At 74.2% G+C, this 23,023-nt stretch carries 25 protein-coding genes; 11 read left to right on the forward strand and 14 right to left on the reverse strand.

The features are described 5' to 3' along the window. The 3 genes from AB0D45_RS19740 (at position 1) to AB0D45_RS19750 (ending at position 2,298) form a co-directional block, all read left to right on the forward strand. Positions 1 to 1,155, forward strand: a complete 1,155-nt coding sequence (locus AB0D45_RS19740; protein ID WP_362460635.1) for an acyl-CoA dehydrogenase family protein — start codon at positions 1 to 3, stop codon at positions 1,153 to 1,155. Between the two features lie 91 nt (positions 1,156 to 1,246). Continuing rightward, complete coding sequence (locus AB0D45_RS19745; protein WP_362460638.1) at positions 1,247 to 1,534, forward strand: YiaA/YiaB family inner membrane protein; 288 nt, start codon at positions 1,247 to 1,249, stop codon at positions 1,532 to 1,534. A 119-nt stretch (positions 1,535 to 1,653) separates the two neighbouring features. Beyond that, positions 1,654 to 2,298, forward strand: coding sequence for a TetR/AcrR family transcriptional regulator (locus AB0D45_RS19750; RefSeq protein ID WP_361599991.1), 645 nt, complete (start codon positions 1,654 to 1,656; stop codon positions 2,296 to 2,298). Here the strand turns inward: AB0D45_RS19750 and AB0D45_RS19755 are convergent. Next, entirely contained in the window at positions 2,289 to 2,750 is a 462-nt protein-coding gene (locus AB0D45_RS19755; protein ID WP_361599994.1) for a MaoC family dehydratase, read from the reverse strand. The genes AB0D45_RS19750 and AB0D45_RS19755 overlap by 10 nt on opposite strands. Positions 2,751 to 2,889: 139 nt before the next feature. Here AB0D45_RS19755 and soxR point away from each other — a divergent pair, with 139 nt between their 5' ends. Beyond that, positions 2,890 to 3,339, forward strand: coding sequence for a redox-sensitive transcriptional activator SoxR (gene soxR, locus AB0D45_RS19760; protein WP_362460642.1), 450 nt, complete (start codon positions 2,890 to 2,892; stop codon positions 3,337 to 3,339). On the opposite strand, the gene AB0D45_RS19765 is transcribed toward soxR, so the two are convergent. From AB0D45_RS19765 to AB0D45_RS19780, 4 genes are all read right to left on the reverse strand, one after another. Continuing rightward, positions 3,314 to 4,075, reverse strand: a complete 762-nt coding sequence (locus AB0D45_RS19765; protein ID WP_362460645.1) for a 3-keto-5-aminohexanoate cleavage protein — start codon at positions 4,073 to 4,075, stop codon at positions 3,314 to 3,316. The two genes, soxR and AB0D45_RS19765, sit on opposite strands and share 26 nt — an antisense overlap. Continuing rightward, positions 4,072 to 4,668 carry a hypothetical protein gene (locus AB0D45_RS19770; protein WP_361600003.1) on the reverse strand — a complete coding sequence of 199 codons (597 nt, stop codon included), beginning with the start codon at positions 4,666 to 4,668 and terminating at the stop codon, positions 4,072 to 4,074. The genes AB0D45_RS19765 and AB0D45_RS19770 overlap by 4 nt, the downstream gene beginning before the upstream one ends. Positions 4,669 to 4,817: 149 nt before the next feature. Beyond that, positions 4,818 to 6,161 (reverse strand): serine-threonine protein kinase, encoded by a 1,344-nt coding sequence (locus AB0D45_RS19775; RefSeq protein WP_362460648.1) that lies wholly within the window; start codon positions 6,159 to 6,161, stop codon positions 4,818 to 4,820. A gap of 136 nt (positions 6,162 to 6,297) precedes the next feature. Beyond that, the gene (locus AB0D45_RS19780; RefSeq protein ID WP_362460650.1) at positions 6,298 to 7,554 is read right to left on the reverse strand and encodes a DUF1343 domain-containing protein; all 1,257 of its coding nucleotides are present in this window, start codon (positions 7,552 to 7,554) and stop codon (positions 6,298 to 6,300) included. Positions 7,555 to 7,649: 95 nt separating this feature from the next. Here AB0D45_RS19780 and AB0D45_RS19785 point away from each other — a divergent pair, with 95 nt between their 5' ends. From AB0D45_RS19785 to AB0D45_RS19795, 3 genes are all read left to right on the forward strand, one after another. After that, positions 7,650 to 8,423 (forward strand): SDR family oxidoreductase, encoded by a 774-nt coding sequence (locus AB0D45_RS19785; protein ID WP_362460653.1) that lies wholly within the window; start codon positions 7,650 to 7,652, stop codon positions 8,421 to 8,423. Continuing rightward, a complete protein-coding gene (locus AB0D45_RS19790; RefSeq protein ID WP_362460657.1) occupies positions 8,420 to 10,267 on the forward strand; it encodes an AMP-binding protein in 1,848 nt (615 codons plus the stop codon). Before AB0D45_RS19785 ends, AB0D45_RS19790 begins: the two co-directional genes overlap by 4 nt. 61 nt (positions 10,268 to 10,328) lie before the next feature. Further along, positions 10,329 to 10,940 carry a TetR/AcrR family transcriptional regulator gene (locus AB0D45_RS19795; RefSeq protein ID WP_361600018.1) on the forward strand — a complete coding sequence of 204 codons (612 nt, stop codon included), beginning with the start codon at positions 10,329 to 10,331 and terminating at the stop codon, positions 10,938 to 10,940. On the opposite strand, the gene AB0D45_RS19800 is transcribed toward AB0D45_RS19795, so the two are convergent. Further along, positions 10,937 to 12,052, reverse strand: a complete 1,116-nt coding sequence (locus AB0D45_RS19800) for an alkene reductase (protein ID WP_362460661.1) — start codon at positions 12,050 to 12,052, stop codon at positions 10,937 to 10,939. The two genes, AB0D45_RS19795 and AB0D45_RS19800, sit on opposite strands and share 4 nt — an antisense overlap. Positions 12,053 to 12,112: 60 nt before the next feature. On the opposite strand from AB0D45_RS19800, the gene AB0D45_RS19805 reads away from it, so the two are divergent. Further along, entirely contained in the window at positions 12,113 to 12,484 is a 372-nt protein-coding gene (locus AB0D45_RS19805) for a MerR family transcriptional regulator (protein WP_362460664.1), read from the forward strand. A gap of 24 nt (positions 12,485 to 12,508) precedes the next feature. Here the strand turns inward: AB0D45_RS19805 and AB0D45_RS19810 are convergent, their stop codons facing one another. The 7 genes from AB0D45_RS19810 to AB0D45_RS19840 all read right to left on the reverse strand — a co-directional run bounded on the left by AB0D45_RS19810 (position 12,509) and on the right by AB0D45_RS19840 (position 17,843). Beyond that, positions 12,509 to 13,744: an acyl-CoA dehydrogenase family protein gene (locus AB0D45_RS19810; RefSeq protein WP_362460667.1), complete on the reverse strand. Its 1,236-nt coding sequence runs from the start codon at positions 13,742 to 13,744 to the stop codon at positions 12,509 to 12,511. A gap of 11 nt (positions 13,745 to 13,755) precedes the next feature. Beyond that, complete coding sequence (locus AB0D45_RS19815; RefSeq protein WP_362460670.1) at positions 13,756 to 14,781, reverse strand: phosphotransferase family protein; 1,026 nt, start codon at positions 14,779 to 14,781, stop codon at positions 13,756 to 13,758. A 193-nt stretch (positions 14,782 to 14,974) separates the two neighbouring features. Further along, entirely contained in the window at positions 14,975 to 15,886 is a 912-nt protein-coding gene (locus AB0D45_RS19820) for an MBL fold metallo-hydrolase (protein ID WP_362460672.1), read from the reverse strand. A gap of 108 nt (positions 15,887 to 15,994) precedes the next feature. Continuing rightward, positions 15,995 to 16,291 (reverse strand): hypothetical protein, encoded by a 297-nt coding sequence (locus AB0D45_RS19825; RefSeq protein WP_362460675.1) that lies wholly within the window; start codon positions 16,289 to 16,291, stop codon positions 15,995 to 15,997. A gap of 258 nt (positions 16,292 to 16,549) precedes the next feature. Next, a complete protein-coding gene (locus tag AB0D45_RS19830; protein ID WP_362460678.1) occupies positions 16,550 to 16,870 on the reverse strand; it encodes a DUF202 domain-containing protein in 321 nt (106 codons plus the stop codon). Further along, entirely contained in the window at positions 16,867 to 17,265 is a 399-nt protein-coding gene (locus AB0D45_RS19835; RefSeq protein WP_361600042.1) for a DUF202 domain-containing protein, read from the reverse strand. Before AB0D45_RS19835 ends, AB0D45_RS19830 begins: the two co-directional genes overlap by 4 nt. A gap of 56 nt (positions 17,266 to 17,321) precedes the next feature. Next, entirely contained in the window at positions 17,322 to 17,843 is a 522-nt protein-coding gene (locus AB0D45_RS19840) for an NUDIX domain-containing protein (protein ID WP_362460681.1), read from the reverse strand. An 87-nt stretch (positions 17,844 to 17,930) separates the two neighbouring features. On the opposite strand from AB0D45_RS19840, the gene AB0D45_RS19845 reads away from it, so the two are divergent. Then, positions 17,931 to 19,586 carry an FAD-binding dehydrogenase gene (locus AB0D45_RS19845; RefSeq protein ID WP_362460684.1) on the forward strand — a complete coding sequence of 552 codons (1,656 nt, stop codon included), beginning with the start codon at positions 17,931 to 17,933 and terminating at the stop codon, positions 19,584 to 19,586. Between the two features lie 24 nt (positions 19,587 to 19,610). Here AB0D45_RS19845 and AB0D45_RS19850 read toward each other — a convergent pair whose 3' ends face one another. Next, on the reverse strand, positions 19,611 to 20,024 hold the full coding sequence (locus tag AB0D45_RS19850; RefSeq protein WP_362460687.1) for an ASCH domain-containing protein: 414 nt from the start codon (positions 20,022 to 20,024) through the stop codon (positions 19,611 to 19,613). Between the two features lie 296 nt (positions 20,025 to 20,320). Between AB0D45_RS19850 and AB0D45_RS19855 the strand changes: the two genes are divergently transcribed. Both AB0D45_RS19855 and AB0D45_RS19860 read left to right on the forward strand, forming a co-directional pair. Then, positions 20,321 to 21,271: a hypothetical protein gene (locus AB0D45_RS19855; protein ID WP_362460690.1), complete on the forward strand. Its 951-nt coding sequence runs from the start codon at positions 20,321 to 20,323 to the stop codon at positions 21,269 to 21,271. Between the two features lie 26 nt (positions 21,272 to 21,297). Next, positions 21,298 to 22,848 (forward strand): APC family permease, encoded by a 1,551-nt coding sequence (locus AB0D45_RS19860; protein WP_362460692.1) that lies wholly within the window; start codon positions 21,298 to 21,300, stop codon positions 22,846 to 22,848. Positions 22,849 to 23,023 lie beyond the last annotated feature (175 nt).

Here is a 23,023-nt window from a genome sequence, read left to right on the forward strand (position 1 = left end):
GTGAACCTGGAGCTCAGCGAGGAGCAGGAGGCCGTGCGCCGCCTCGCCCGCGCGTTCACCGAGCGCGAGATCGTCCCGTACGCCGCCGAGTGGGACCGCGCCGAGAGCGTGGACCGCTCGATCGTGAAGAAGCTCGGGGACGTCGGCTTCCTCGGCCTCACCGTGCCCGAGGAGTACGGCGGCTCCGGCGGCGACCACCTCTCCTACGTGCTCGTCACCGAGGAACTCGGCCGCGGGGACTCCGCCGTGCGCGGCATCGTCTCCGTCTCCCTCGGCCTGGTCGCCAAGACCGTCGCCGCCTGGGGCACCGAGGAGCAGAAGCGGGTCTGGCTGCCCCGGCTGTGCTCCGGCGAGGCGCTCGGCTGCTTCGGTCTGACCGAGCCCGGGACCGGCTCGGACGCCGCCGCCCTCACCACGCGCGCCGTGCGCGAGGGGGACGCGTACGTCATCAGCGGCAGCAAGATGTTCATCACCAACGGCACCTGGGCGGACGTCGTCCTCCTCTTCGCCCGGACCGACGCCGCCACCCCCGGCCACCGCGGGATCTCCGCCTTCCTCGTCCCCGCCGACAGCCCCGGCCTGACCCGCCGCGAGGTCCACGGCAAACTCGGCCTGCGCGGCCAGGCCACCGCCGAACTCACCCTCGACGGCGTCCGCGTCCCCGCCTCCGCGATGCTCGGCCCCGAGGGCAAGGGCTTCTCCGTGGCCATGTCGGCCCTGGCCAAGGGCCGGATGTCGGTGGCCGCCGGCTGCGTCGGCATCGCCCAGGCCGCGCTGGACGCGGCGGTCTCGTACGCGGCCCAGCGCGAGCAGTTCGGCAAGCCGATCGCCCACCACCAGCTGGTCCAGGAGCTGATCGCCGACATCTCGGTGGACGTGGACGCGGCCCGCCTGCTGACCTGGCGGGTCGCCGACCTGATCGACCGCGGGCAGCCCTTCGCCACCGAGTCCTCCACCGCCAAGCTCTTCGCCTCCGAGGCCGCCGTGCGGGCGGCCGGCAACGCCCTCCAGGTGCACGGCGGCTACGGCTACATCGACGAGTACCCGGCGGGGAAGCTGCTGCGCGACGCCCGCGTCATGACCCTCTACGAAGGCACCAGCCAGATCCAGAAGCTGCTCATCGGCCGCGCCCGCACCGGGGTTTCCGCCTTCTGACCACCCGTCGCGGGAGTGGCGGGCCGGGCTGAGTACCCGTCTGAGTATCCGAGCGGATGTGCTCCGCGTCACGGCGTCCGATGCTGGACCCATGAACGAGACACCGGTCAAGCAGCAGAACACGGGGGCGTACTACGGCCAGGCCGTCGCCTCCTTCGGCATCGCCATGGCCGCCGTGGCCGTGGGGATCTACAACATGGACGTCAGCGGCTGGGTCCGGGCCTTCCTCGGCATCGCCGTGCTCTACCTGACCACCTCGGCCTTCACCCTCGCCAAGGTGGTCCGCGACCGCCAGGAGGCGACGCAGATCGTCAGCCGGGTCGACCAGGCCCGGATGGAGAAGATCCTGGCGGAGTACGACCCCTACGCGCAGAAGTAACCGAGCGGCACGGAGAGCAGAAGCAGCCCCGCCGGCCACCGTCCGCGCCAGGCGCTAAGCGCTTGCTCACCCTCCGGTAAGCTGGTGTCTTCCTACAGGACGAAGAGGGTGGGCGAGCGATGGACAGCGCGGCGGAGACGACCGGCGGCTACCAGCCGTGGTCGGAGGTCACCCCCGACGCCGCGCGGCGGCTGCTCGTGGCCGCCGTCGAAGCCTTCGCCGAGCGCGGCTACCACGCGACCACCACCCGCGACATCGCGGGCCGCGCCGGCATGAGCCCGGCCGCCCTCTACATCCACTACAAGACGAAGGAAGAGCTGCTCCACCGGATCAGCCGGATAGGCCACGACAAGGCGCTGGAGATCCTCGAGACCGCCGCCTCCGGCCCGGGGGCCGCCGCCGACCGGCTCGACGCGGCCGTACGGTCCTTCGTGCGCTGGCACGCCGCACACCACACCACCGCCCGCGTGGTCCAGTACGAGCTCGACGCCCTCGCCCCGGAGCACCGCGGCGAGATCGTCGCCCTGCGCCGGCTGAGCGACGCCGCCGTGCGCCGGATCATCGCCGAGGGCGTGCGGGCGGGGGAGTTCGACGTCCCGGACGTCCCGGGCACCACCCTCGCCGTGCTGTCCCTGTGCATCGACGTGGCCCGCTGGTTCAGCGCCGCCGGGCAGCGCACGCCCGACGAGGTCGGCGCCCTGTACGCCGACCTCGTCCTGCGGATGGTGGGCGCGCGCCCGGCCGCTGCGACGGCTCAGAAGTAGTAGCGCGACACCGACTCCGCCACGCACACCGGCTTCTCGCCGTCCTCCCGCTCGACGGTCACCGTGGCCGCGACCTGTACGCCGTCCCCCGCCTCGGTGACCGCCGTGATCACGGCGGTGGCGCGCAGCCGCGAGCCGACCGGTACCGGGGCGGGGAAACGCACCTTGTCCACGCCGTAGTTGATGCCCATCCGCATGCCCTCGACCCGCATGATCTGCGGCACCAGGCTCGGCAGCAGCGACAGCGTCAGGTAGCCGTGCGCGATGGTCGAGCCGAAGGGTCCGTCGGCGGCCCGCTCCGGGTCCACATGGATCCACTGGTGGTCCCCGGTCGCGTCCGCGAAGAGGTCGATGCGCTTCTGGTCCACCTCCAGCCACCCGCTCGGGCCGAGCGGCTCGCCGATGCCGGCGCGCAGCTCCTCGGCGGACGTGAAGATCCTCGGTTCGGCCATGCCCTGCCCCTGTCTGCTTCTGCTGGTACCGGATGCCGGGACCGGCTCCAGATGCCGGCCGCCCAGACGAATAAGCGCTTGCTCAGCATGCTGGGGGGCTGGTGCGTCTGTCAACGGATCTCCGGTTAGGCTCGGCGATGTGCCGCAGATTCCCGAGAACGTCCACGAACTCACCGTCGGCCAGTTGTCCGCGCGCAGCGGAGCGGCCGTGTCCGCCCTGCACTTCTACGAGGCCAAGGGGCTGATCAGCAGCCGCCGCACCTCCGGCAACCAGCGGCGCTACAACCGTGAGGCGCTGCGCCGGGTCGCCTTCGTGCGCGCCGCCCAGCGCGTGGGCATTCCGCTCGCCAGCATCCGCGAGGCGCTGGCCGAGCTGCCGGAGGAGCGCACCCCCACGCGGGAGGACTGGGCCCGGCTGTCGGAGAACTGGCGCGGCGAGCTCGACCAGCGCATCCAGCAACTCAGCCGTCTGCGCGACCACTTGTCCGACTGCATCGGCTGCGGCTGCCTCTCGCTGAAGAACTGCGCGCTCTCCAACCCGGACGACGTCTTCGGCGAGCGCCTCACCGGTTCCCGGCTGTCGCAGTAGCGGCCCCGCCCCGCAACCCCAGGGCGGCCGAGACCAGTTCGGCGTTCGAGCGCGCCGGCCGCCCGTCCGGAAGGTGCAGCACCTGCGCCACGCCGATCCGCGCGCCCGCCCCGCACCGCGCGGCCAGCCGCAGCACCGGCCAGGCGGCGCCCTCCCGCCCGTACAGCACCACCGGCACCGGCGGCAGCCAGCGCAGGCCCGCCACCAGCGCCGGATCGGCCTCCGCCAGCTCCGCCACCAACCGGACCCGTCCCGGCGCGGCCCACTCCAGGAACCGGGCCAGCGGCTCCGGCCCGGCCCCGCCCCCCAGCGGCACGACGGCGTCCACCGCCACCCCGCGCGCCAGCAGGGCCTGCCCCAGCTCCCGGGCGCCCGGCTCCGCGAACGGCACCGTCGCCCGGTCCGGCAGCACCGTCCAGGACCGCACCCGCTCCAGCCGCCCCGCCGGATCCGGCTCGGCGCCGACACCCGCCGGAACCGTCAGAGGTACGCGGACCCCCGCGCCGCGCAACTCCTCGAGCAGCGGCCCGACCACCCGGGGCGAGAGGCTTTCCCGCCCGCACGGAGTCCGCGGGTGCACCAGCACCTCACAGGCCCCTGCGGCCACCGCGTCCAGCGCCGACCGGACCAGATCCCCCGGGGACAGCGGCACCGCCGCCCCGTCGGCCGCGCCCCGCGAACCGTTGAGCGCGACCTGGAGCATCCCCTCCGGCGGGCCGCCCGGCAGTCCGCTCACGCCGCCCCCGCCGCCTCGTGCACCACCGCCGTGTCCACCAGCGCCGGCCGGGGCACCACGATCCCGCAGCCCCCGCACACCGGCCCGTCCCACGCCCACGCCCCGGCCCACGCGCCCGCCCCGGCCAGCGCGGCCGGCCAGCGCAGCTCCTCCTCGCCGCAGACCGGGCACGCCGTCCCCGGCTCCGACTCCAGGGCCGTCACCAGCCGCCGCAGCACCTCGCCCAGCGTCCCCTCCGGACGCACCCCCGGGTCGGCACACCGCACCACGGCGTCCCCGCTGCCGCCCCAGGCCCACTCCGGCCGCCGGACCCCGTCGTGCTTCTCGCGTCTGCGCCGCTCCGCGAACAGCCGCTCGTACTCCAGCCAGACCGCCCGCGCCTCCTCGAGCTCCTCCAGCGCCGCCACCAGCCGCAGGGGATCCGCCCCCCGGTCCTCGGGGGCGATCCCGTGCCGGTCGCACAGGTGCCACCACGTCGCCCGGTGCCCGTAGGGCGCGAAGCGCTCCAGGCAGCGGCGCAGCGAGTGGCGCCGCAGGGCCCGGTCATTGCGTGCGTCACGCACCTGATAGGCCAGACTCCGAAAACCTGCCAACGTACCTTCACCTCCGCCGTGCCCCTGCCCACACCTGACCGCGTCACTCCGTCGAACGAAGCAACCCCCCGCGACGTGCCCAACATGCCCGGGGAGATGCGGGCGCATGCGGGGGCGGTCGAGGCGTGCCGGTGGCACATGGCCGGAAGTCAGCGCCCCATGCGTCCCGCGCCGACCACGATCCGGGCCAGTTCCGCATGGCAGATGTCGCTGTGCGCCCCCGACGGAGCCCCGCCCCGGCGGACCACGGAGCCCGCGTCCACACTGACGCAACCGGCCTCCGGCAGGCCGCCCCGCAGGGCCGCCTCCAGGCCCAGCCGCGGGGCGCCGGGCACCGCCCGCACCCCGTCGTGCCCGACCGCGCCCCACCGCTCGTCGAAACCGAGCAGTCCGGCCGAATCACCCGCCATCCGGGAGGCCAGGGGATAGAACACGCCCAGGGCCGAGTCGTGGGCGGAGTGGCAGGCCACCACCGGGCCGTCCACCCTGTGCTGGAGCCCGCGCAGGGCGCCCCCGCGCCGCTGGTCGTGGGGGAGGCGCTCGCTGAACGCGTAGTGGGAGAAGGCCCCCTGGAGCAGCGTCAGCGACTTCACGTGCCGCGCCGCGTCCGGTACCGCCCGCAGCGAGAAGGACACCACCCGGGCGCCGAAGCTGTGGCCGATCAGGTGGACGCGCAGGGCCGGCCGGCGTCCGGCGAGGTCGGTGAGCACCGGCCCGAGCCCGTGTTCGCCGACCACCCCGGCCCGCTTCTTCATCTCGTAGTACGTGGCCTGGCGCAGCAACTCCTTGGCCCCGCCCCACAGGGAGCGCAGCCCGCCCCCGAGCGCGGGTCCCGGGGCCGCGGCCACCGCACCCCCGGCGAGCGCCCCGGCCGGATCCGCCCCGGCCGGGGTGGCGGCCGCCTCAGCCTCGGCGAGGGCCCCCGCCAGCACCCGGCACACCTCGACGGTGTCCAGCGTGAAGACGGCCGGAACGTCCGGGCCGAGGGTCTGCCCCGCCGGATCGGCGTGGACGAGCCGGCGCACCAGCGCCCCGAACTCGGCGAACGCCGCCGCCGACTCCGGCCGCTGCGCCAGCAGTTCGCCGGCCCGGTCCAGCTCCGCCTCCCGCCCCGGCCAGAACACCCCGAGCGCCGCGCGCGTGGCACCGTCCAGGGCCGTCCCGTACTCCGCGCCGGGCCGGGCGCCGGGGGGATCGAAATCCGGAATCGGCTCGTCCGAGAAGCGGATCGACGGCCACACCACCCCCACGTACCCCAGCCGCACCCCTGCCCCCACCAGCCCCGGGAACGGAGCGAAGAAGCGGTCGTAGAGCCGGGTCGAGGTGGAGCGGTCGCTGTTCCAGCCGTGGGCGAAGACCAGCAGGTCCGTCGCCTCCATCCGGGCCACCGCCGCCCGCGTGGCCGGGTCCACGTCGCCCTGGACGTCGAAGGTCAGCTCCTGGTACGGGCCCACACCGATCCCGGCTGCCGGCACGACACCGCTGTCCACCATGGCCTCCCCCTTCACGAGCAGCCTGCGGTGCTCGCAGCATCCCGCCGGGAGGCCGCCGCGGCCAGACCCCCGACGGCACCGGTCCGCCGGAGACGGCCGGGGCCGGTGTCAGGGCCGGAGCGCGCCCGCCGGCCGCTCAGGGGTAGAGCAGATACTCCTCCCGTACCGCCGAGAACCGCGCCAGCCCGGCCGCCCAGGCGCCGGCGACCTCCTCCACCCCGGCGCCCGCGTCCACCATGGTCCGCACCCGGTCCGAGCCGGTCAGCCGGTCGATCCAGTGGTCCGCCCGCCAGCCGAACCCGCTCCACACCCTGCGCGCCGTCACCAGCAGCCCGATCCCGGCCCGCACCGGGTCGAAGGACTCCCGGTCGTGCACGACCAGCCGGACCCCGCCGCAGAGCTTCCCGGCGTGCTTGGAGAAGGCGGGCGTGAACCACGTCTCCCGGAACCACACCCCGGGCAGATCCAGCGCGTCCGCCGCCTCCGCCCACCGCCGGTCGACGCCCTCCGCGCCGACCACCTCGAAGGGGGTGGTCGTACCCCGCCCCTCGGACAGGCTGGTGCCCTCGAACAGGCAGGTCCCCGCGTACACGAGCGCCGTGTCCGGGGTGGGCATGTTCGGGCTCGGCGGCACCCACGGCAGCCCCGTCGCCCCGAAGAAGGACTCCCGCCGCCAGCCCGACATCCGTACGGTCCGCAGCCGTACGCGGTCCGCGCCGAGGAACTCGCCGTTGAACAGCAGCGCCAGCTCGGCCGCCGTCATCCCGTGGGCCAGTGCGATCGGCTCCCGGCCCACGAAGCTCGCGTACGCCCGGTCCAGCACCGGCCCGGCCGCCCGCCGGCCGCCGACCGGGTTGGGACGGTCCAGCACCACCACCGCCTTGCCGGCCAGCGCGGCCGCGCGCATGCAGTCGTACAGGGTCCAGACGTAGGTGTAGAAGCGGGCCCCCACGTCCTGGATGTCGAAGACCAGCGTGTCGATCCCCGCCGCGGTGAAGAGGTCCGCCAGCTCCCGCCCGCTCTTGCCGTACGTGTCGTACACGGGCAGCCCGGTCGCCGGGTCCCGTCCGGCCCCCTCCGACCCGCCGGCCTGGGCCGTGCCGCGGAAGCCGTGCTCCGGCCCGAACACCGCGACCAGCGAGACCCGCTCGTCGGCGTGGAGCACGTCGACCAGGTGGCGGGCGTCGGCGGTGATCCCGGTGGGGTTGGTGACGACCCCGACCCGCTGGCCGGCGAGTTCCGCGTACCCGTCGGCGGCAAGCCGCTCGAAGCCGGTACGCACCCGCTCGCCACCGGCGGCGCCCGCGGGACCGGCCGCCCCCACGGCCGCCGCGGCTCCCGCAGCCCCCACTGCCCCCGCCAGTCCCAGCACCCCGCGTCGCGACAGCGTCATCCCGCCACGCTAGGGCGCGCACCCCTTCCGGCAGCACATACCGACCGGTTAGTCTGCCGGGGATCCGGCAGCGGTCCGGCGAGCAGTGGCGAAAGGTGACCCCCGTGAGCGCGTACCAGGACCAGCGAGTCGTCGTCACCGGCGCGGGCGGCGGCATCGGCGCGGCCCTCGCCCACCGCTTCGCCGCCGAAGGCGCCACCGTCGTCGTCAACGACCTCGACCCCGCCAAGGCCGCCGCCGTGGCCGACGCCATCGGCACCCGGGCGATCGCCGTCCCCGGAGACGCCTCCGCCGTCGTCGCCGAGGCCCGCGAGGCCCTCGGCGGCACGGTCGACGTGTACTGCGCCAACGCCGGACTCGCCTCGGGCGGCGACGCCTTCGCGGACGAGGCCGTCTGGGAGGCCGCCTGGGACACCAACGTCATGGCCCACGTGCGCGCCGCCCGCGCCCTGCTGCCCGGCTGGCTGGAGCGCGGCGCCGGCCGCTTCGTGTCCACCGTCTCCGCCGCCGGGCTGCTGACCATGATCGGAGCGGCCCCGTACAGTGTCACGAAGCACGGTGCCCTCGCCTTCGCGGAATGGCTCTCGCTGACCTACCGCCACCGGGGCGTCCAGGTCCACGCGATCTGCCCCCAGGGGGTGCGCACCGACATGCTGACCGCCTCCGGTTCGGCGGGCGAGCTGGTCCTGGCGCCGACCGCGATCGAGCCGGACACGGTCGCCGAAGCGCTGTTCGACGGCATGGAGAAGGGCCGGTTCTTGATCCTCCCGCACCCCGAGGTGGCGGACTACCACGCCGCCCGCGCGACCGACCCCGACCGGTGGCTGCACTCCATGAACCGCCTCCAGCAGAAGTGGGAGGGCTCGTGACGGCCCCCTCCGGAGCCGGGTCCGGTTCCGGGTACGCCGCCCGGCCCTGGCTGGGGCTGCTGAGCGAGGCCCAGCGGGCTCCCGTCACGCCGCCGGCGAGCGTGCTCGACGCGTTCCGGGCCGCCGTGGCCCGCGCCCCGGGGCGCACGGCCCTCGCGTACTTCGACGGCCGGATCGGCTACGCCGAGGCCGACGCCCTCTCCGACTCCCTGGCCGGGCACCTCGCCGGGCGGGGGATCGGCCGGGGCGACCGGGTCGCGGTCATGCTCCAGAACACCCCGCACTTCGTGCTCGCGGTGCTGGCCGCCTGGAAGGCGGGGGCGGTGGTCGTACCGCTCAACCCGATGTACAAGGCCGGGGAGGCGGGGCACATCCTGCGCGACTCGGGCGCCGCCGCACTGGTGTGCGACGGCGGGGCGTGGGAGGCGTACCTCGGCGAGACGGCGCGGGAGAGCGGCGTACGGGTCGCCCTGACCGCGCGCGACCGGGACTTCCAGACCCGCGACGACCCCCGCGTCTTCCCGGCCACCGCCCCCACCCCCGACTGCGCGGAACCTCCCCCCGGCGCGACACCGGCTGACCCCGAGCTGCGGCCCCAGCCCCGCACGCCGCGCACGCTGGCGGGACCGCACACGTCCGAAGCACCGGCGGGACCCCACGCGCCGCGAACGCCCGCAGCGCCGCACGCGCCCGACGCGCCGGCGGGTCCCGGCGGGCCCGGGCCCGAGGACCTGCTCACCGTGGCCCGCCAGGGCCACCCCGCGCCGCCGGATCCCCGGCTCGGCGCCGCCGACACCGCCCTCATCAGCTACACCTCCGGCACCTCCGGCACCCCCAAGGGCGCCATGAACCCGCACGGGGCGCTCACCTACAACGCCGCCCGGCAGGTCACCGGCCACCCCCTCCCCGAGGGCGCCGGCTACTTCGCGCTCGCCCCGCTCTTCCACATCACCGGCCTCGTCTGCGAGCTCACCGCCTGCCTCGTCAACGCCGGCACCCTGGTCCTCGCCCACCGCTTCCACCCCGGCGCCGTCCTCGACGCCTTCCTCGAGCACCGGCCCGCCTACACCATCGGCCCGGCCACCGCCTTCACCTCCCTGGCCGCCCACCCCGCCGCCACCCGGGAGCACTTCGCCTCCTTCCAGATGATCTCCTCCGGCGGCGCACCGCTCCCGCCCGCGCTCGTCGAACGCCTCCGCGCCTCCTTCGGGTTCTACCTGCGCAACGGCTACGGCCTCACCGAGTGCACCGCCCCCTGCGCCTCCGTCCCCGCGCACCTCGAAGCGCCCGTCGACCCCGCCACCGGCACCCTCTCGGTCGGAGTGCCGGGCGCGCAGACCCTCGTACGGATCCTCGACGAGCACGGCGCCGAGGTGCCCTTCGGAGTGACCGGGGAGATAGCCGTGCGCGGCCCCCAGGTCGTCCCTGGCTACTGGGGCCTGCCCGGGGCCACCGCCGAGACCTTCCCGGACGGCGAACTGCGCACCGGGGACGTCGGGTTCATGGACCCCGAGGGCTGGCTCTACGTGGTCGACCGCAAGAAGGACATGATCAACGCCTCCGGGTTCAAGGTGTGGCCGCGCGAGGTCGAGGACGTGCTCTACACGCACCCCGCCGTACGGGAGGCGGCCGTGGTCGGCGTCCCCGACGCGTACCGGGGGGAGAGCGTCAAGGCGTACGTCAGCCTGCGCCCCGGCGCCTCGGCCGCTCCGGCGGAACTCGTCGCGTACTGCGCGGAGCGCCTGGCCGCGTACAAGTACCCGCGCCGGGTCGAGATCCTGCCTGTTCTTCCCCAGACCACCAGTGGCAAGATCCTGCGACGAGAACTGCGCGAGCGCGGCTGAAAACCGCCGGACGGTCGTACAGCGCGGGACAGGTCAGGATCAGGAGAGGAAGGCGAGCACCATGGCCGCCAGGACCACCGAGGGCCCCGAGGACGGAAACCGGGAGACCCCGGTGCCGCAGCGGCTGCTGGCCGTCGCCACCAGGCTCTTCGCCGAACGCGGCTACGACCGCACCTCCGTCCAGGAGATCGTGGAGGCGGCCGGGGTGACGAAGGGCGCGCTCTACCACTACTTCGGCTCGAAGGACGACCTGCTGCACGAGGTGTACGCGCGGATGCTGCGCCTCCAGCAGCAGCGGCTCGACGCCGTGGCCGGATCCGATGCCCCGGTCGAGGAGCGGCTGCGGGCGGCCGCCGCCGACGTCGTGGTCACCACGATCGAGAACCTCGACGACGCGATGATCTTCTTCCGGTCGATGCACCAGCTCAGCCCGGAGAAGTACAAGCAGGTCCGGGCGGAACGCCGGCGCTACCACGAGCGGTTCCGCGCGCTGGTCGAGGAGGGGCAGCGCACCGGGGTGTTCTCCACGGCCACCCCCGCCGACCTGGTGGTGGACTACTACTTCGGCTCCGTCCACCACCTCTCCACCTGGTACCGCACGGACGGCCCGCTCACCCCCCACCAGGTCGCCGACCACCTCGCGGACCTCCTCCTGCGCTCCCTGCGTCCCTAAACCGTCCGGGAGCCGAGCGCCGGATAGTCGGTGTAGCCCTCCGGGCCGTGGACGTGCATCAGGGACTCCGGGCGCAGCGCGTTGAGCGGGGCGCCCGTGCGCAGGCGTTCCACGAAGTCGGGGTTGGCCAGGAACCCCCGCCCGAGGGCGACGAGATCGGCGCCCTCGGCCAGCAGCCGCTCGCCCCGCCGCCTTCCGCCGTCGGAGGCGACCTCCTCGTGGGAGAGCACGGGGTTGGCGATCAGGGTGCCGGGCCAGGCCTTGCGGAGTGCCGCGAAGGCGGGCCGGTCCGGGTCGGCGTGGACCTGGTGCAGGTAGACCGGCTCCAGCTCGGCCAGCGCCGTGACGAGGGCCGGGTAGACCTCCTCGGCGTCGCCCTCCTCCACGCCGTTGACCTCGATCCCGGGCGAGATCCGTACGCCGACCCGCTCCGGGCCGACGGCCTCGGCGACGGCCCGGACCACCTCGACGGGGAACCGGATCCGCCCCTCGGCCGATCCGCCCCACGCGTCGGTGCGGAGGTTGGTGTTCCGCGCCAGGAACTGGTGGAGCAGGTGCCCGTTGGCCGCGTGCACCTCGACCCCGGCGAAGCCCGCCTCGACCGCGTTGCGGGCGGCGTCCGCGAAGTCGGCGACGGTGGACGCGATGTCCTCCTCCGTCATCGCGCGGGGCGTGACGGCGTCCCGGAGCCCGCCGGGGGTGTGCAGCGGCTCCGGGAACCGCACGGCGGACGGGGCGAGCGGGACGTGTCCGCTGGTGTCGGGGTGGCCGACCCGGCCGCCGTGCTGGAGCTGGAGGAACATCTGTCCGCCGGCGGCGCGCACGGGATCGGTGACCCGCCGCCAGCCGGCGATCTGCGCCGGGGTGTGGATGCCCGGGATGTGCGGATAGGTCTGTCCGACGGCGTTGGGAGTGGTGGCCTCGGCGATGATCAGCCCGGCTGAGGCGCGCTGCGCGTAGTAGGTGGCCATGAGGTCTCCGGGAACCCCGTCGGCTCCGGCCCGGTTGCGGGTCAGCGGGGCCATCACCAGCCGGTGGGGGAGTTCCAGGCCGCCCAGACGGGCGGGGGAGAAGAGGCGGGATGCGGCGAGGCCCTGTCGTGTCTGCGTCATGCCGGTACCGTAGAACCTGACACCAGTGTCAGGTTCAAGGCTGATTCCCCCGAGGTGGCCATGCGGATCGGTGAACTGGCGGCGCGCACCGGAGTCGGTGAGCGTTCGCTGCGCTACTACGAGCAGCAGGGCCTGCTGGCGTCCGACCGGACGCCCGGCGGGCACCGGGACTTCCCCGAGCGGGCCGTCGACCGGGTCATCCGCATCCAGGAGCTCTACGCGGCCGGGCTGCACAGCTCCAAGATCGCGCAGATCCTGCCCTGCATGCGGGACGAGGACGGCGGCCCGTCGGTGCGCGCCACGCCCGCGCTGGTGGCCGAACTGGCCACCGAGCGGGACCGGATCGACCGGATGATCGGCGATCTGCTGCGCTCCCGCGAAGTGCTGGACGAGGTCATCGAGGCGGCGTCGGGCCGCCCCGCGGCCGTCTGAGGGCGCGGGGCGGCTCCCTCCGGCTCAGGCGCGGTAGCGCCGCAGCTCGCGGTGGGCCAGCGAGCGCTGGTGTACCTCGTCCGGGCCGTCCGCCAGCCGCAGCGTCCGCGCCGCCGCCCACAGTTCGGCCAGCGGGAGGTCCTGGCTGACCCCGGCGGCCCCGTGCAGCTGCACCGCCTGGTCGAGGATCCCCACGACCGCGCGCGGGGTGGCGATCTTGATGGCCTGGATCTCGGTGTGCGCGCCCCGGTTGCCGGCCGTGTCCATCAGCCACGCCGTCTTCAGCACCAGCAGCCGCAGCTGCTCGATGGTGACCCGGGCGTCCGCGATCCAGTTCTGTACGACTCCCTGCGCGGCCAGCTCCTTCCCGAAGGCCGTACGCCCCACCGCGCGCCGGCACATCAGCTCGACGGCCCGCTCCGCCATGCCGATCAGCCGCATGCAGTGGTGGATCCGGCCCGGGCCGAGCCGGGCCTGGGCGATGGCGAAGCCGGCGCCCTCCTCGCCGATCAGGTTCCGCGCGGGGACCCGCGCCCCGTCGAAGACCACCTCGGCGTGCCCGCCGTGGTCGTGGTCGGCGTACCCGTACACCGTCATCGCCCGGCGCACCTCCACCCCCGGGGTGTCGCGCGGGACCAGGACCATCGACTGCTGGCGGCGCGGATCGGCGCCGTCGGGGTCGGTCTTGCCCATCACGATGAAGACCTTGCAGTCCGGGTTCATCGCCCCCGAGATGTACCACTTGCGCCCGGTGACCACGTACGCGTCGCCGTCCCGCTCGATCCGGGTCTCGATGTTCGTGGCGTCCGAGGAGGCCACCTCCGGCTCCGTCATCGCGAAGGCGGAGCGGATCTCACCGGCGAGGAGCGGCTCCAGCCACTGCTTCTTCTGCTGCTCGTCGCCGAACTGCGCGAGCAGCTCCATGTTCCCGGTGTCCGGCGCCGCGCAGTTGGTGGCCATCGGCGCCAGATGCGGGCTCCGGCCGGTGATCTCCGCCAGCGGGGCGTACTGGAGGTTGGTCAGGCCGGCGCCGTACTCCCCGTCGGGCAGGCTGTGCTGGTCGACGAAGAAGAGGTTCCACAGCCCCTGGCGGCGCGCCTCGGCCTTCAGGTCACCGAAGACGGCCGGGGTGTCCCAGGGCGAGGCCAGCCGCGCGCGCTGCTCGGCGGCGACGGGCTCCGCCGGGTAGACGTACTCCTCCATGAACGCGAGGAGCCGCTCGCGGAGTTCCCCGGTCCTGCTGTCGAATGCGAAGTCCATGCTGCCGGCTCCTAGCCTTCCTGGAGGGTGGTCAGTCCGTGTGCGATGAAGACCGGGACCAGCTCGCCGATCCGGTCGAAGCCCGCGCCGACCGTCTGGCCGAGCGTGTAGCGGTAGTGGATGCCTTCGAGGATCACCGCGAGCTTGAACCAGGCGAAGGCCGTGTACCAGGCGATCGCCCCGGTGTCCCGTCCCGAGCGGGCGGCGTACCGCTCGATCAGCTCGGCGGCTGCCGGATGGCCCGGCGCCCCGCTCGTCGTGCTGACCGGGGAGGCGGGCAGGCCCAGGTCCGAGCTGTACATCACCAGCAGCCCGAGGTCCGTCAGCGGGTCGCCGAGGGTGGACATCTCCCAGTCCAGCACCGCCCGGATCGCGTCGTCGGGCCCCCCGATCAGGACGTTGTCCAGCCGGAAGTCCCCGTGCACCACGGTCGGGGCGGGGGAGCGGGGCAGGGCCCGCCCCAGCGCCCCGTGCAGTTCGTCGATCCCGGCGAGCTCCCGCCCCCGGGAGGCCGCGAGCTGCTTGCCCCAGCGGCGCAGCTGGCGGTCGAGGAAGCCCTCGGGCCGGCCGAAGTCGCCCAGGCCGACGGCCTCCGGGTCCACCGCGTGCAGGTCGACCAGCGTGTCCACCAGGCCCAGCACCGCCCGCCGGGTGCGCTCGGGGCCGATCTCCGCGAGCTGCCCGGCCGTCCGGTACGGGACCCCGTCCACGTACTCCATGACGTAGAACGGCGCCCCCAGCACCTCCTCGTCCTCGCACAGCAGCACCGGCCCGGGCACCGGGACGGCCGTCCCGTGCAGGGCCGAGATCACCCTGTGCTCGCGCCGCATGTCGTGCGCGGTGGCCAGGACGTGCCCGAGCGGCGGCCGGCGCACCACCCAGCGGGTGCTGCCGTCGGTGACGGCGTACGTGAGGTTGGACCGGCCGCCCTCGATCAGCCGGCCGCTCAGCGGCCCGGCCGCGAGCCCGGGCCGGGCGGCGTCGAGATGGCCGCGCAGCCGTTCCAGATCGAGGCCTCGGGGATCGGCTGGGGTCATGGGGTGCGCCTCCGTACCGGGTCGACGACGGGATGGTCGGTCCCGCCATCATGCCGACCAGTCGGTATGCCGTCCAGAGGGTGGCCGGAACAACTCCTCCGGCCGGAGCCCTCACGTCACGCGCCACGCACCGCCGTCAGGCCCCGCGCCACCACCAGCGGCCGCGTGACGCGTCACCCAAGCGCCCCACGCGTCACGCGTGGCACAGGATCGGCGTGCCGCCGTTCATCACCGTCATGTCCCTCAGCACCGCCATGATGTCCAGCGGCGCCCCCTCCGGCTCGCCTGCCAGCTCCGCGTACGCCCGGTGCAGGTTCGCCACCAGCCGCTCGCTCTCCCGCCAACCGGCGAACTCGCCCAGCTCGGCCCCCCGCGCCGCCTCCAGCGGGGTCAGCCCCTTCTCGCGGCCCTCCCGCGCCAGTTCGGCCACGTACCGCAGGTACCGCTCGGTGGCCTCGTACGCCGAGGCGTCGGTCAGCGGCCCGTGGCCCGGTACGACGGTCTCCGCGCCCAGCGTCCGCAGCAGCTCCAGCGCCCGCAGCGATCCGGCCAGGGAGCCCATCGCGAGGAACGGCGTGCCCCCGGCGAAGACCAGGTCGCCGGTGAACACCACCCGCCGGCCGGGCAGCCACACGACGGAGTCCCCGGTGGTGTGGGCGACGCCCGGGTGGATGACCTGCACCTCCGTGTCCCCGACGTGCAGGGTCAGCCGGTCGCTGTACGTCAGGTCGGGCGCGGTGATCTCTATCGCCCCGAAGTCGGTCCCGGGCCAGATCAGCTCCAGCTGGTGCCCGGCGGCGAGCTGCTCGGCGCGCGCGTTGTCGTGCCCGACGACGACGGCCTCGGGCGCGAAGACGCCGTTGCCGTAGGTGTGGTCACCGTGGTGATGGGTGTTGACCACCGTCCGGGGCATCGGCACGCCGGCCGCCGCGACCGCCTCGCGCAGGGCCAGCGCCCGCCGCTGGGTGGCGGCGGTGTCGACGAGCAGGGTCCGCCCGCCGTCGCTGATCCAGCCGGCGTTGTTCAGGCACCAGCCCCCGTCGGGCTGGACGTAGGCGTACACCCCGGCCGCGGGCTGGACGACGTACGGCTCATCGACGGTCATGGGCGCTCTCCCCGGGTCGCTGTGACAGGCGGTCAGCATCCTGTCAGCCGGGGTCCCGGCCGGGGAGAGCGGGGGCGGCACCTGACCGGGAGCACCACCCGGGGCGGGTCAGTGGTCGTCGTAGTGGCCCGCGTGCTCGGCGTGCCGGTGGCCGTCGTGCAGGTAGTCCAGGTGGTCGCCGTGCGGGACGGCGTCGTGCCCGCAGCCCTCGCCGTGCTCGTGGCCGTGCTCCGCGTGCGGGGAGTGCGTCGGGGCCTCGCACTCGTCCCAGTGCCCCGCGTGCCGCCGGTGCAGGTGGCCGTCATGCGCGTAGTCGAGGTGGTCGCCGTGCTCGACCGCCGGGTGCCCGCAGGCGGGGCCGTGCGCGTGGGCGTGCGTGGGATGTTCCTGGTGCAGCGTGGTCATGCCGCAGAGGCCAGGCCGTCTCTTCCGGATCTTGCCTGACCCGCGTCGCCCGGCACCGCACCTCGCCGCGTTGTCGAGGCACCCGAGGACGTCCAGTAATCGGGAGCCTCTCCGCCTTGCGATGCACGGCACCGGACGACGCGGGCTTAACCGGCAAGATCCGAAAGAGACGGCCTGGTGCGCCCGCCCGGTATCACCCGGTGTGTCCGCCCGGGTGTCGCAGTCGCTCGGTGGAAGCCGGACCATCGGACGAGCAGCTCAGACGATCAACGCCATCGCGAACACCGCCAGCCCCACCGAGCACAGCACCACCCCCAGCGCCACCCGGGGCGCGAGCGCCGGCGGCCGGGGCCCGGCCAGCCGGCGCACCCGCCGGTGCGCCACCCACAGGAAGGCCGCCCAGATCAGGGCGATCACCGCCGCCGCGGCCACCTCCACCCTCGACCCGGTCCCGTGCAGCGCCTGCCGCAGCGCCAGGACCGCGGTGACCGAGCAGGCCAGCGTCGTACGCCGCCACGCCAGCCGCGTCCGCTCGGGCTGGAGCCCCGCGTCACGCCCGGCCGCCGCCGGACGGCTCACCGCCCGGCCGTCCAGCCCAGCAGCACGACCACCACCATCGCGGCGGCCACCACCCCCACCCCCAGGCTCAGCACCACCGGGAACCGCGACAGCGGCAGGTCCTCGCCCCGCCGCATGGCCCGTTCGCACCGCACCCAGTGGTTCACGGCCCGCAGCGCGCACGCCGCACCCACCGCCAGCAGCGCGAAGGCCATGCCCACCCGCACGGCCCACCGCAGGTCCGGCAGGAACTGGTCCACCGCGAACCCGCCGCCCACCAGCGCGAGCGCGGTCCGGATCCAGGCCAGGAAGGTGCGCTCGTTGGCGAGGGAGAAGCGGTAGTCCGGCGTCTCGCCCTCGTCCCGCAGCTGCTCCGGTGCGAACCAGAGCCGCACGTCCTTGACGAAGTCGATCACGTGGCCAATCTACGTCCCCCTCGCGCACCCGGCGCGCCGGGCCGTGCCCCGCCGGATCAGGCCCCGCCCTCCCGGAAGGCGCGCAGCCTGCGGTACGCCTCCAGCCCGTCCGGCACCCACGCCCACGTGCCGCCCGCGACCCGCCGGTCCAGCTCCTCCTCGGGCAGCCAGGTGTACCAGTCCACCTCCGAGGCCTGCGGAGCCACCGGCAGGGTGCACCGCACCTCGTGGACGTACGACCACCAGGCACCGCCCGGCCCCTCGTAGAGGAACTTGAACAGCGGCTCCGGCGGGGCCAGCCCGCTCACCCCCAGCTCCTCCTCGGCCTCCCGCAGCGCGGCGTCCGCGTACTCCTCCCCGGCGCCCAGCACCCCGCCGACGAACATGTCGTAGTGCGAGGGGAAGACCAGCTTCGACGCGGTCCGGCGGTGCACGAACACCCGCCCCTGCGCGTCCCCGGCCAGGACGAACACGCACCGGTGGAGCAGCCCCCGGGCGTACACCTCGCCCCGGGGGGCCTGCCCGACGACCCGGTCGTCCCGGTCCACCACGTCCAGTACCTCTTCAGCGGGATCCACGGAGCCATCCAACCACCGCTGTTGACTGGTTACCGCTCCGTAGCCAAGGATCTGCCCCACCACCGACCGACCGGAGGACCGGCAGGCATGACGTACGACGCTGACGTGATCGTGATCGGAGCGGGCCTCGCGGGTCTCGTGGCCACCGCCGAGCTGGTCGACGCGGGCCGCAAGGTGATCCTCCTCGACCAGGAGCCGGAGCAGTCCCTCGGCGGGCAGGCGCACTGGTCGTTCGGCGGGCTGTTCTTCGTGGACTCGCCCGAGCAGCGCCGCATGCGGATCAAGGACAGCCGCGACCTGGCCCTCCAGGACTGGCTCGGCACCGCCGGGTTCGACCGCGAGGAGGACGCCTGGCCGCGCCGCTGGGCCGAGGCGTACGTGGACTTCGCCGCGGGGGAGAAGCGGCCCTGGCTGCACGCGCGGGGGGTGCGCTTCTTCCCCGTGGTCGGCTGGGCCGAACGCGGCGGCTACGACGCCAACGGCCACGGCAATTCGGTACCCCGCTTCCACATCACCTGGGGTACCGGCCCCGGCCTGGTGGAGCCCTTCGAGCGGCGGGTGCGCGCCGGGGCGGCCCGCGGGCTGGTCCGCTTCGCGTTCCGCCACCGGGTCACCGGGCTGTCGGCCACCGCGGGTGCCGTGGACACCGCCACCGGTGAGGTCCTCGCGCCCTCGGACGCCGTACGGGGCACCGCGAGCAGCCGCGAGGCCGTCGGCGCCTTCAGCCTGCGGGCCCAGGCGGTCATCGTCACCAGCGGGGGCATCGGCGGCAACCACGACCTGGTGCGCGCGCAGTGGCCGGCCCGCCTCGGCACCCCGCCGGCGCGGATGCTCTCCGGGGTCCCGGCGCACGTGGACGGCCTGATGCTGGGCATCACCGAGGCCGCCGGGGCCAGCCACATCAACAAGGACCGGATGTGGCACTACACCGAGGGCATCGAGAACTGGAACCCGATCTGGGCCCGGCACGGCATCCGCATCCTGCCCGGCCCCTCCTCGCTGTGGCTCGACGCCACCGGCAGGCGGCTGCCCGTACCGCTCTTCCCGGGCTTCGACACCCTCGGCACCCTCGACCACATCGTGCGGAGCGGCCACGACCACACCTGGTTCGTCCTCAACCAGCGCATCATCGGCAAGGAGTTCGGCCTCTCCGGCTCCGAGCAGAACCCCGACCTGACGGGGAAGTCCGTCCGCGAGGTGATCAACCGCGCCCGGCAGTCCGTCCCCGGCCCGGTCAAGGCCTTCATGGACCACGGCGCCGACTTCATCGTGGAACGGGACCTGTCCGCGATGGTCCGCAGGATGAACGAGCTCACCGGGGAGGCCCTGCTCGACGAGGCCACCGTCCGGCGCGAGATCACCGCCCGCGACCGGGAGATCGCCAACCCCTTCACCAAGGACCTCCAGGTGACGGCCATCCACGGCGCGCGCAGGTACCTCGGCGACAAGCTGATCCGCACGGCCGCCCCGCACCGCATCCTGGACCCGGCCGCGGGCCCGCTGATCGCCGTCCGGCTCTCCGTCCTGACCCGCAAGTCCCTGGGCGGCCTGGAGACCGACCTGTCCTCCCGCGTCCTGACCCCCACCGGCGACCCCCTGCCCGGCGTCTACGCGGCCGGCGAGGCGGCCGGCTTCGGCGGGGGAGGCGTCCACGGCTACCGCGCCCTGGAGGGCACCTTCCTGGGCGGCTGCATCTTCTCGGGCCGCGCCGCCGGCCGAGCGGCAGCCGGGGCGGTCGCCTGAGGGAGCCGGATCCCCGGGTCGTGTCTAGAGGACCCGGAAGCGCTCGGCCACCACCAGCGTGTCGTCGTCCACCGTGAAGGCCGGGTCGCCCAGCGCCGTGCGCGACGGTTCGCCGTGCCAGAACCGCTCGTGCGCGGAGCGCCATTCGGCCAGCGAGGCGAAACCCTCGCCCTCGTCCAGCGCGTGCCGCAGATCGACCTCGGCCAGCCGCAGCACCCGGACGTCAGTGAGCTCCACGACGGCCAGGGGCTGCTCGCCGGAGTCCACCAGCACCGCGCGCTCCCCGGGCCGGGGCAGCGGCTCGCCCTCGGCCTCGTACGCCTTGAGCAGGGCCGTCGTCGTGGTCTTCGCCCCGCTCAGCACGGCGGCCACCAGCCGGTCGCGCAGTTCTCCCGGGAAGCCCAGCTCGAAGGGCGGCAGATCGTCACGGCTCGTCATGGAACCACCCTACGAACCGTTCCCGCAGGTCACACCCGAATTTCGAAGCGTCGCATGCGTCCCAACTCGCCCCTTTAGATCACCAGTTGAATCGCGCCACCCGCTGGACCGGACCTTGACTCGGAGCTGTGCCTACCGGTTTGCTGTGTGTGATCATCCGGATCGCTCACCGGCATGATCAAGCCGCGCCGTCGGCACTCCCCGTGTACCACCCGCACCACCTGCCACACCGTACCGCCGTGCGCGCTCCCGCGTACGGAGTCCACCCGCGCCCGCGTCCTGGAGGGAACCCGCGGATGTCCCCGCCTCCGCCGCCCCTCGGCCGCGCCCGCAAGCGGGACGCCCAGCTCTTCGACCCGGCCCTGTGCGACACCGAGCTCGTCGGCGTACGGAGCCAGTTCACCCAGGGCCGTTGGGCCAAGGCCCGCACCCTCCTCGTCGCCACCGGCGACGACTGGGACCGCCGCGGCCACCGCGTCGTCGTCCTCGCCGAGACCCCGGCCGCGACCGCCTGGGCCGGCGAGTGGCTGCTCGCCGAACCCGACAGCGCCGACGCCGCGACCCTCCTCGCCTGCGCCTCCGTCTTCACCGCCCTGCGCCGCAAGGGCACCCCCGAGGCCGCCGAGGAGGCCTGCCGCCGCGCCGCCGCGCTGCTCCCCGCCGACCCCACCCCCTGGCTCGGCCTCCTCATGCTCGCCCGCGCCTTCGGCACCGAGGAGGAGTTCAGCCGCCACTTCGACCAGGTCCGGGCCCGCCACCGCGAGCACCACCACGCCCACCACCTCATGGTCGCCAAGCTCGCCGAACGCGCCCCCGCCTCCGGCCACGACCCGCTCCACGAGGTCTACGACTTCGCCGCCTGGGCCGCCGAGGAGTCCCCGGCCGACTCCCCGCTCGCCGTGCTGCCCGTGATCGCCCACGCCGAGCGGTTCCGGGTCCTCGCCGCCGCCCGCGGCAGCGCCACCGGCGAGGCCGCCGCCGAGCACTGGACCGGCCGCCGCGCCCGCCAGGTCCTGCGGTCCGCCTTCGACTGGTGGCTGGAATGGGAGCGCGAGGACCACCCCCGCAACCGGGTCGACCTCAACTTCCTCGCCCACGCCAAGCTCTGCGAGGGCCGCCCCGCCGAAGCGGCCGCCCTCTTCCACCGCATCGGAAGCCACGCCACCCGCGCGCCCTGGTCCTACCCGGACCGCGATCCGCACAAGGCCTTCCTCGCCGCGCGCAGCACCGCGCTCGGCACCGCTTGACCAGTCACCCCCGAAAGGACCCTGCCATGCCGACGGGCAGATCCACCACGCTCCCAGCCGACTCCGCGGCCGAGATCCGCACGTACAAGGGCCAGGACCGCGCCCTGCGTGCCGACCGGCTCGGCACCGCCGGACTGCTGCTCTCCGTCCTCGCCGCCAGCGCGCCCCTGATGGTCGTCGCAGGTGTCATGCCCACGATCTTCGGGGTCATGGGCATCGTCGGCCAGCCGCTGCTCTTCGTCATCCTCGGCGTCGTCCTCGCCCTGTTCGGCGTCGGCTACGCCGAGATGAGCCGGCACGTCCACAACGCCGGCGCCTTCTACGCCTACATCGCCCGCGGCCTCGGGCCCACCGCCGGCGCGGCCGCCTCCCTCGTCGCCCTCGTCGCCTACAGCGCCATGCAGGTCGGCGTCTACGGCATCCTCGGCTTCGAGATATCCGGCCTCTTCGCGACCTACCTCGACGTCCGGCTCGCCTGGTGGATCCCGGCCCTGCTCGCGGTCGCCGCGACCGGCGCCCTCGGCTGGCTCAAGATCGACCTCAACGCGAAGGTGCTCGGGGTCCTGCTCCTCATCGAGTGCGCCCTCGTCGTCGTCTTCGACCTTGCCGCCCTCGGCAAGCCCGGCCCCGAAGGCCTCTCCCTGGAGGCCTTCGACCCCTCCACCCTCGGCGGAGCCGGCCTCGGCACCGCACTGTGCTTCTGCATCGCCGCCTTCGTCGGCTTCGAGCAGTCCCCGGTCTACGCCGAGGAGACCAGCAAGCCGCACCTCGTCGTCTCCCGGGTGATGTTCCTCGCCATCGGCTTCGTCGCCGTCTTCTTCGCCCTCAGCGCCTGGGCCCTCTCGGTCGCCACCGGACCCGCCGCGATCACCAAGGCCTCCGCCGAGGCCGGACCCGGCCTGCTCTTCGAGCTCACCCAGAGCCGCCTCGGCGCCACCTTCACCGACGTCCTGCACGTGCTCTTCGTCACCGGCATGTTCGCGGCCATGCTCAGCTTCCACAACGTCGTCGCCCGCTACGCCTTCGCCATGGGCCGCGAGGGCCTGCTGCCCGCCCGCTTCGGCCGCACCAACCCGGGCACCGGCGCCCCCGCCACCGGATCCCTCCTGCAGACCGTCGTCGCCGCCGTGGTCGTCCTCCTCTTCGCCGTCACGGACTCGATGCCGACCGGCGACCCCACCGCCCCCGTGCTGCACCTGTTCACCTGGATGGGCAGCGTCGGCGCCCTCGGCGTGACCACCCTGATGGCCGCGGCCTCCTTCGCCGTCATCGCCTTCTTCGTCCGCCGGGGCACCGCCGCCGCCCAGGTCCGCCGGCTGGCCGCCGCGGGCCTGGCCGGGCTCGCCCTCGTCGGCATCGCCGTCTACACCGTCAAGGACTTCGCCCTGCTGGTCGGCGCCGAGGAGGGGTCCGCGCTGAGCTGGGCCCTGCCCGCGATCATCGCCGTCGCCGCACTGGGCGGACTGGTCCACGGGCTGCTGCTCAAATCACGCCGCCCCGAGGTCCACGCCCGCATCGGCCTGGGCAACGAGGCCTTCCGGCTGGACCAGGCCGCGGAGGCCACCCCGCGTCCCTGAGGCCCCGGGCCTCGCATTCGTACCCGTGGGGAGCCCCCGGAGACCGTTTCCAAGGTCGCCGGGGGCTTCCGCGCGTATGAGGCCGATTTTGGCGGGTAGCCGGAGCTCATGGTCTCCTGGGGCGACAAAATCACCGGAACCGCAGCACGGGGACCCCACCCAGCTCTCCCGCGCC

It is taken from the genome of Streptomyces sp. NPDC048352, from assembly GCF_040651895.1.
Taxonomy (GTDB): Bacteria; Actinomycetota; Actinomycetes; order Streptomycetales; family Streptomycetaceae; genus Streptomyces.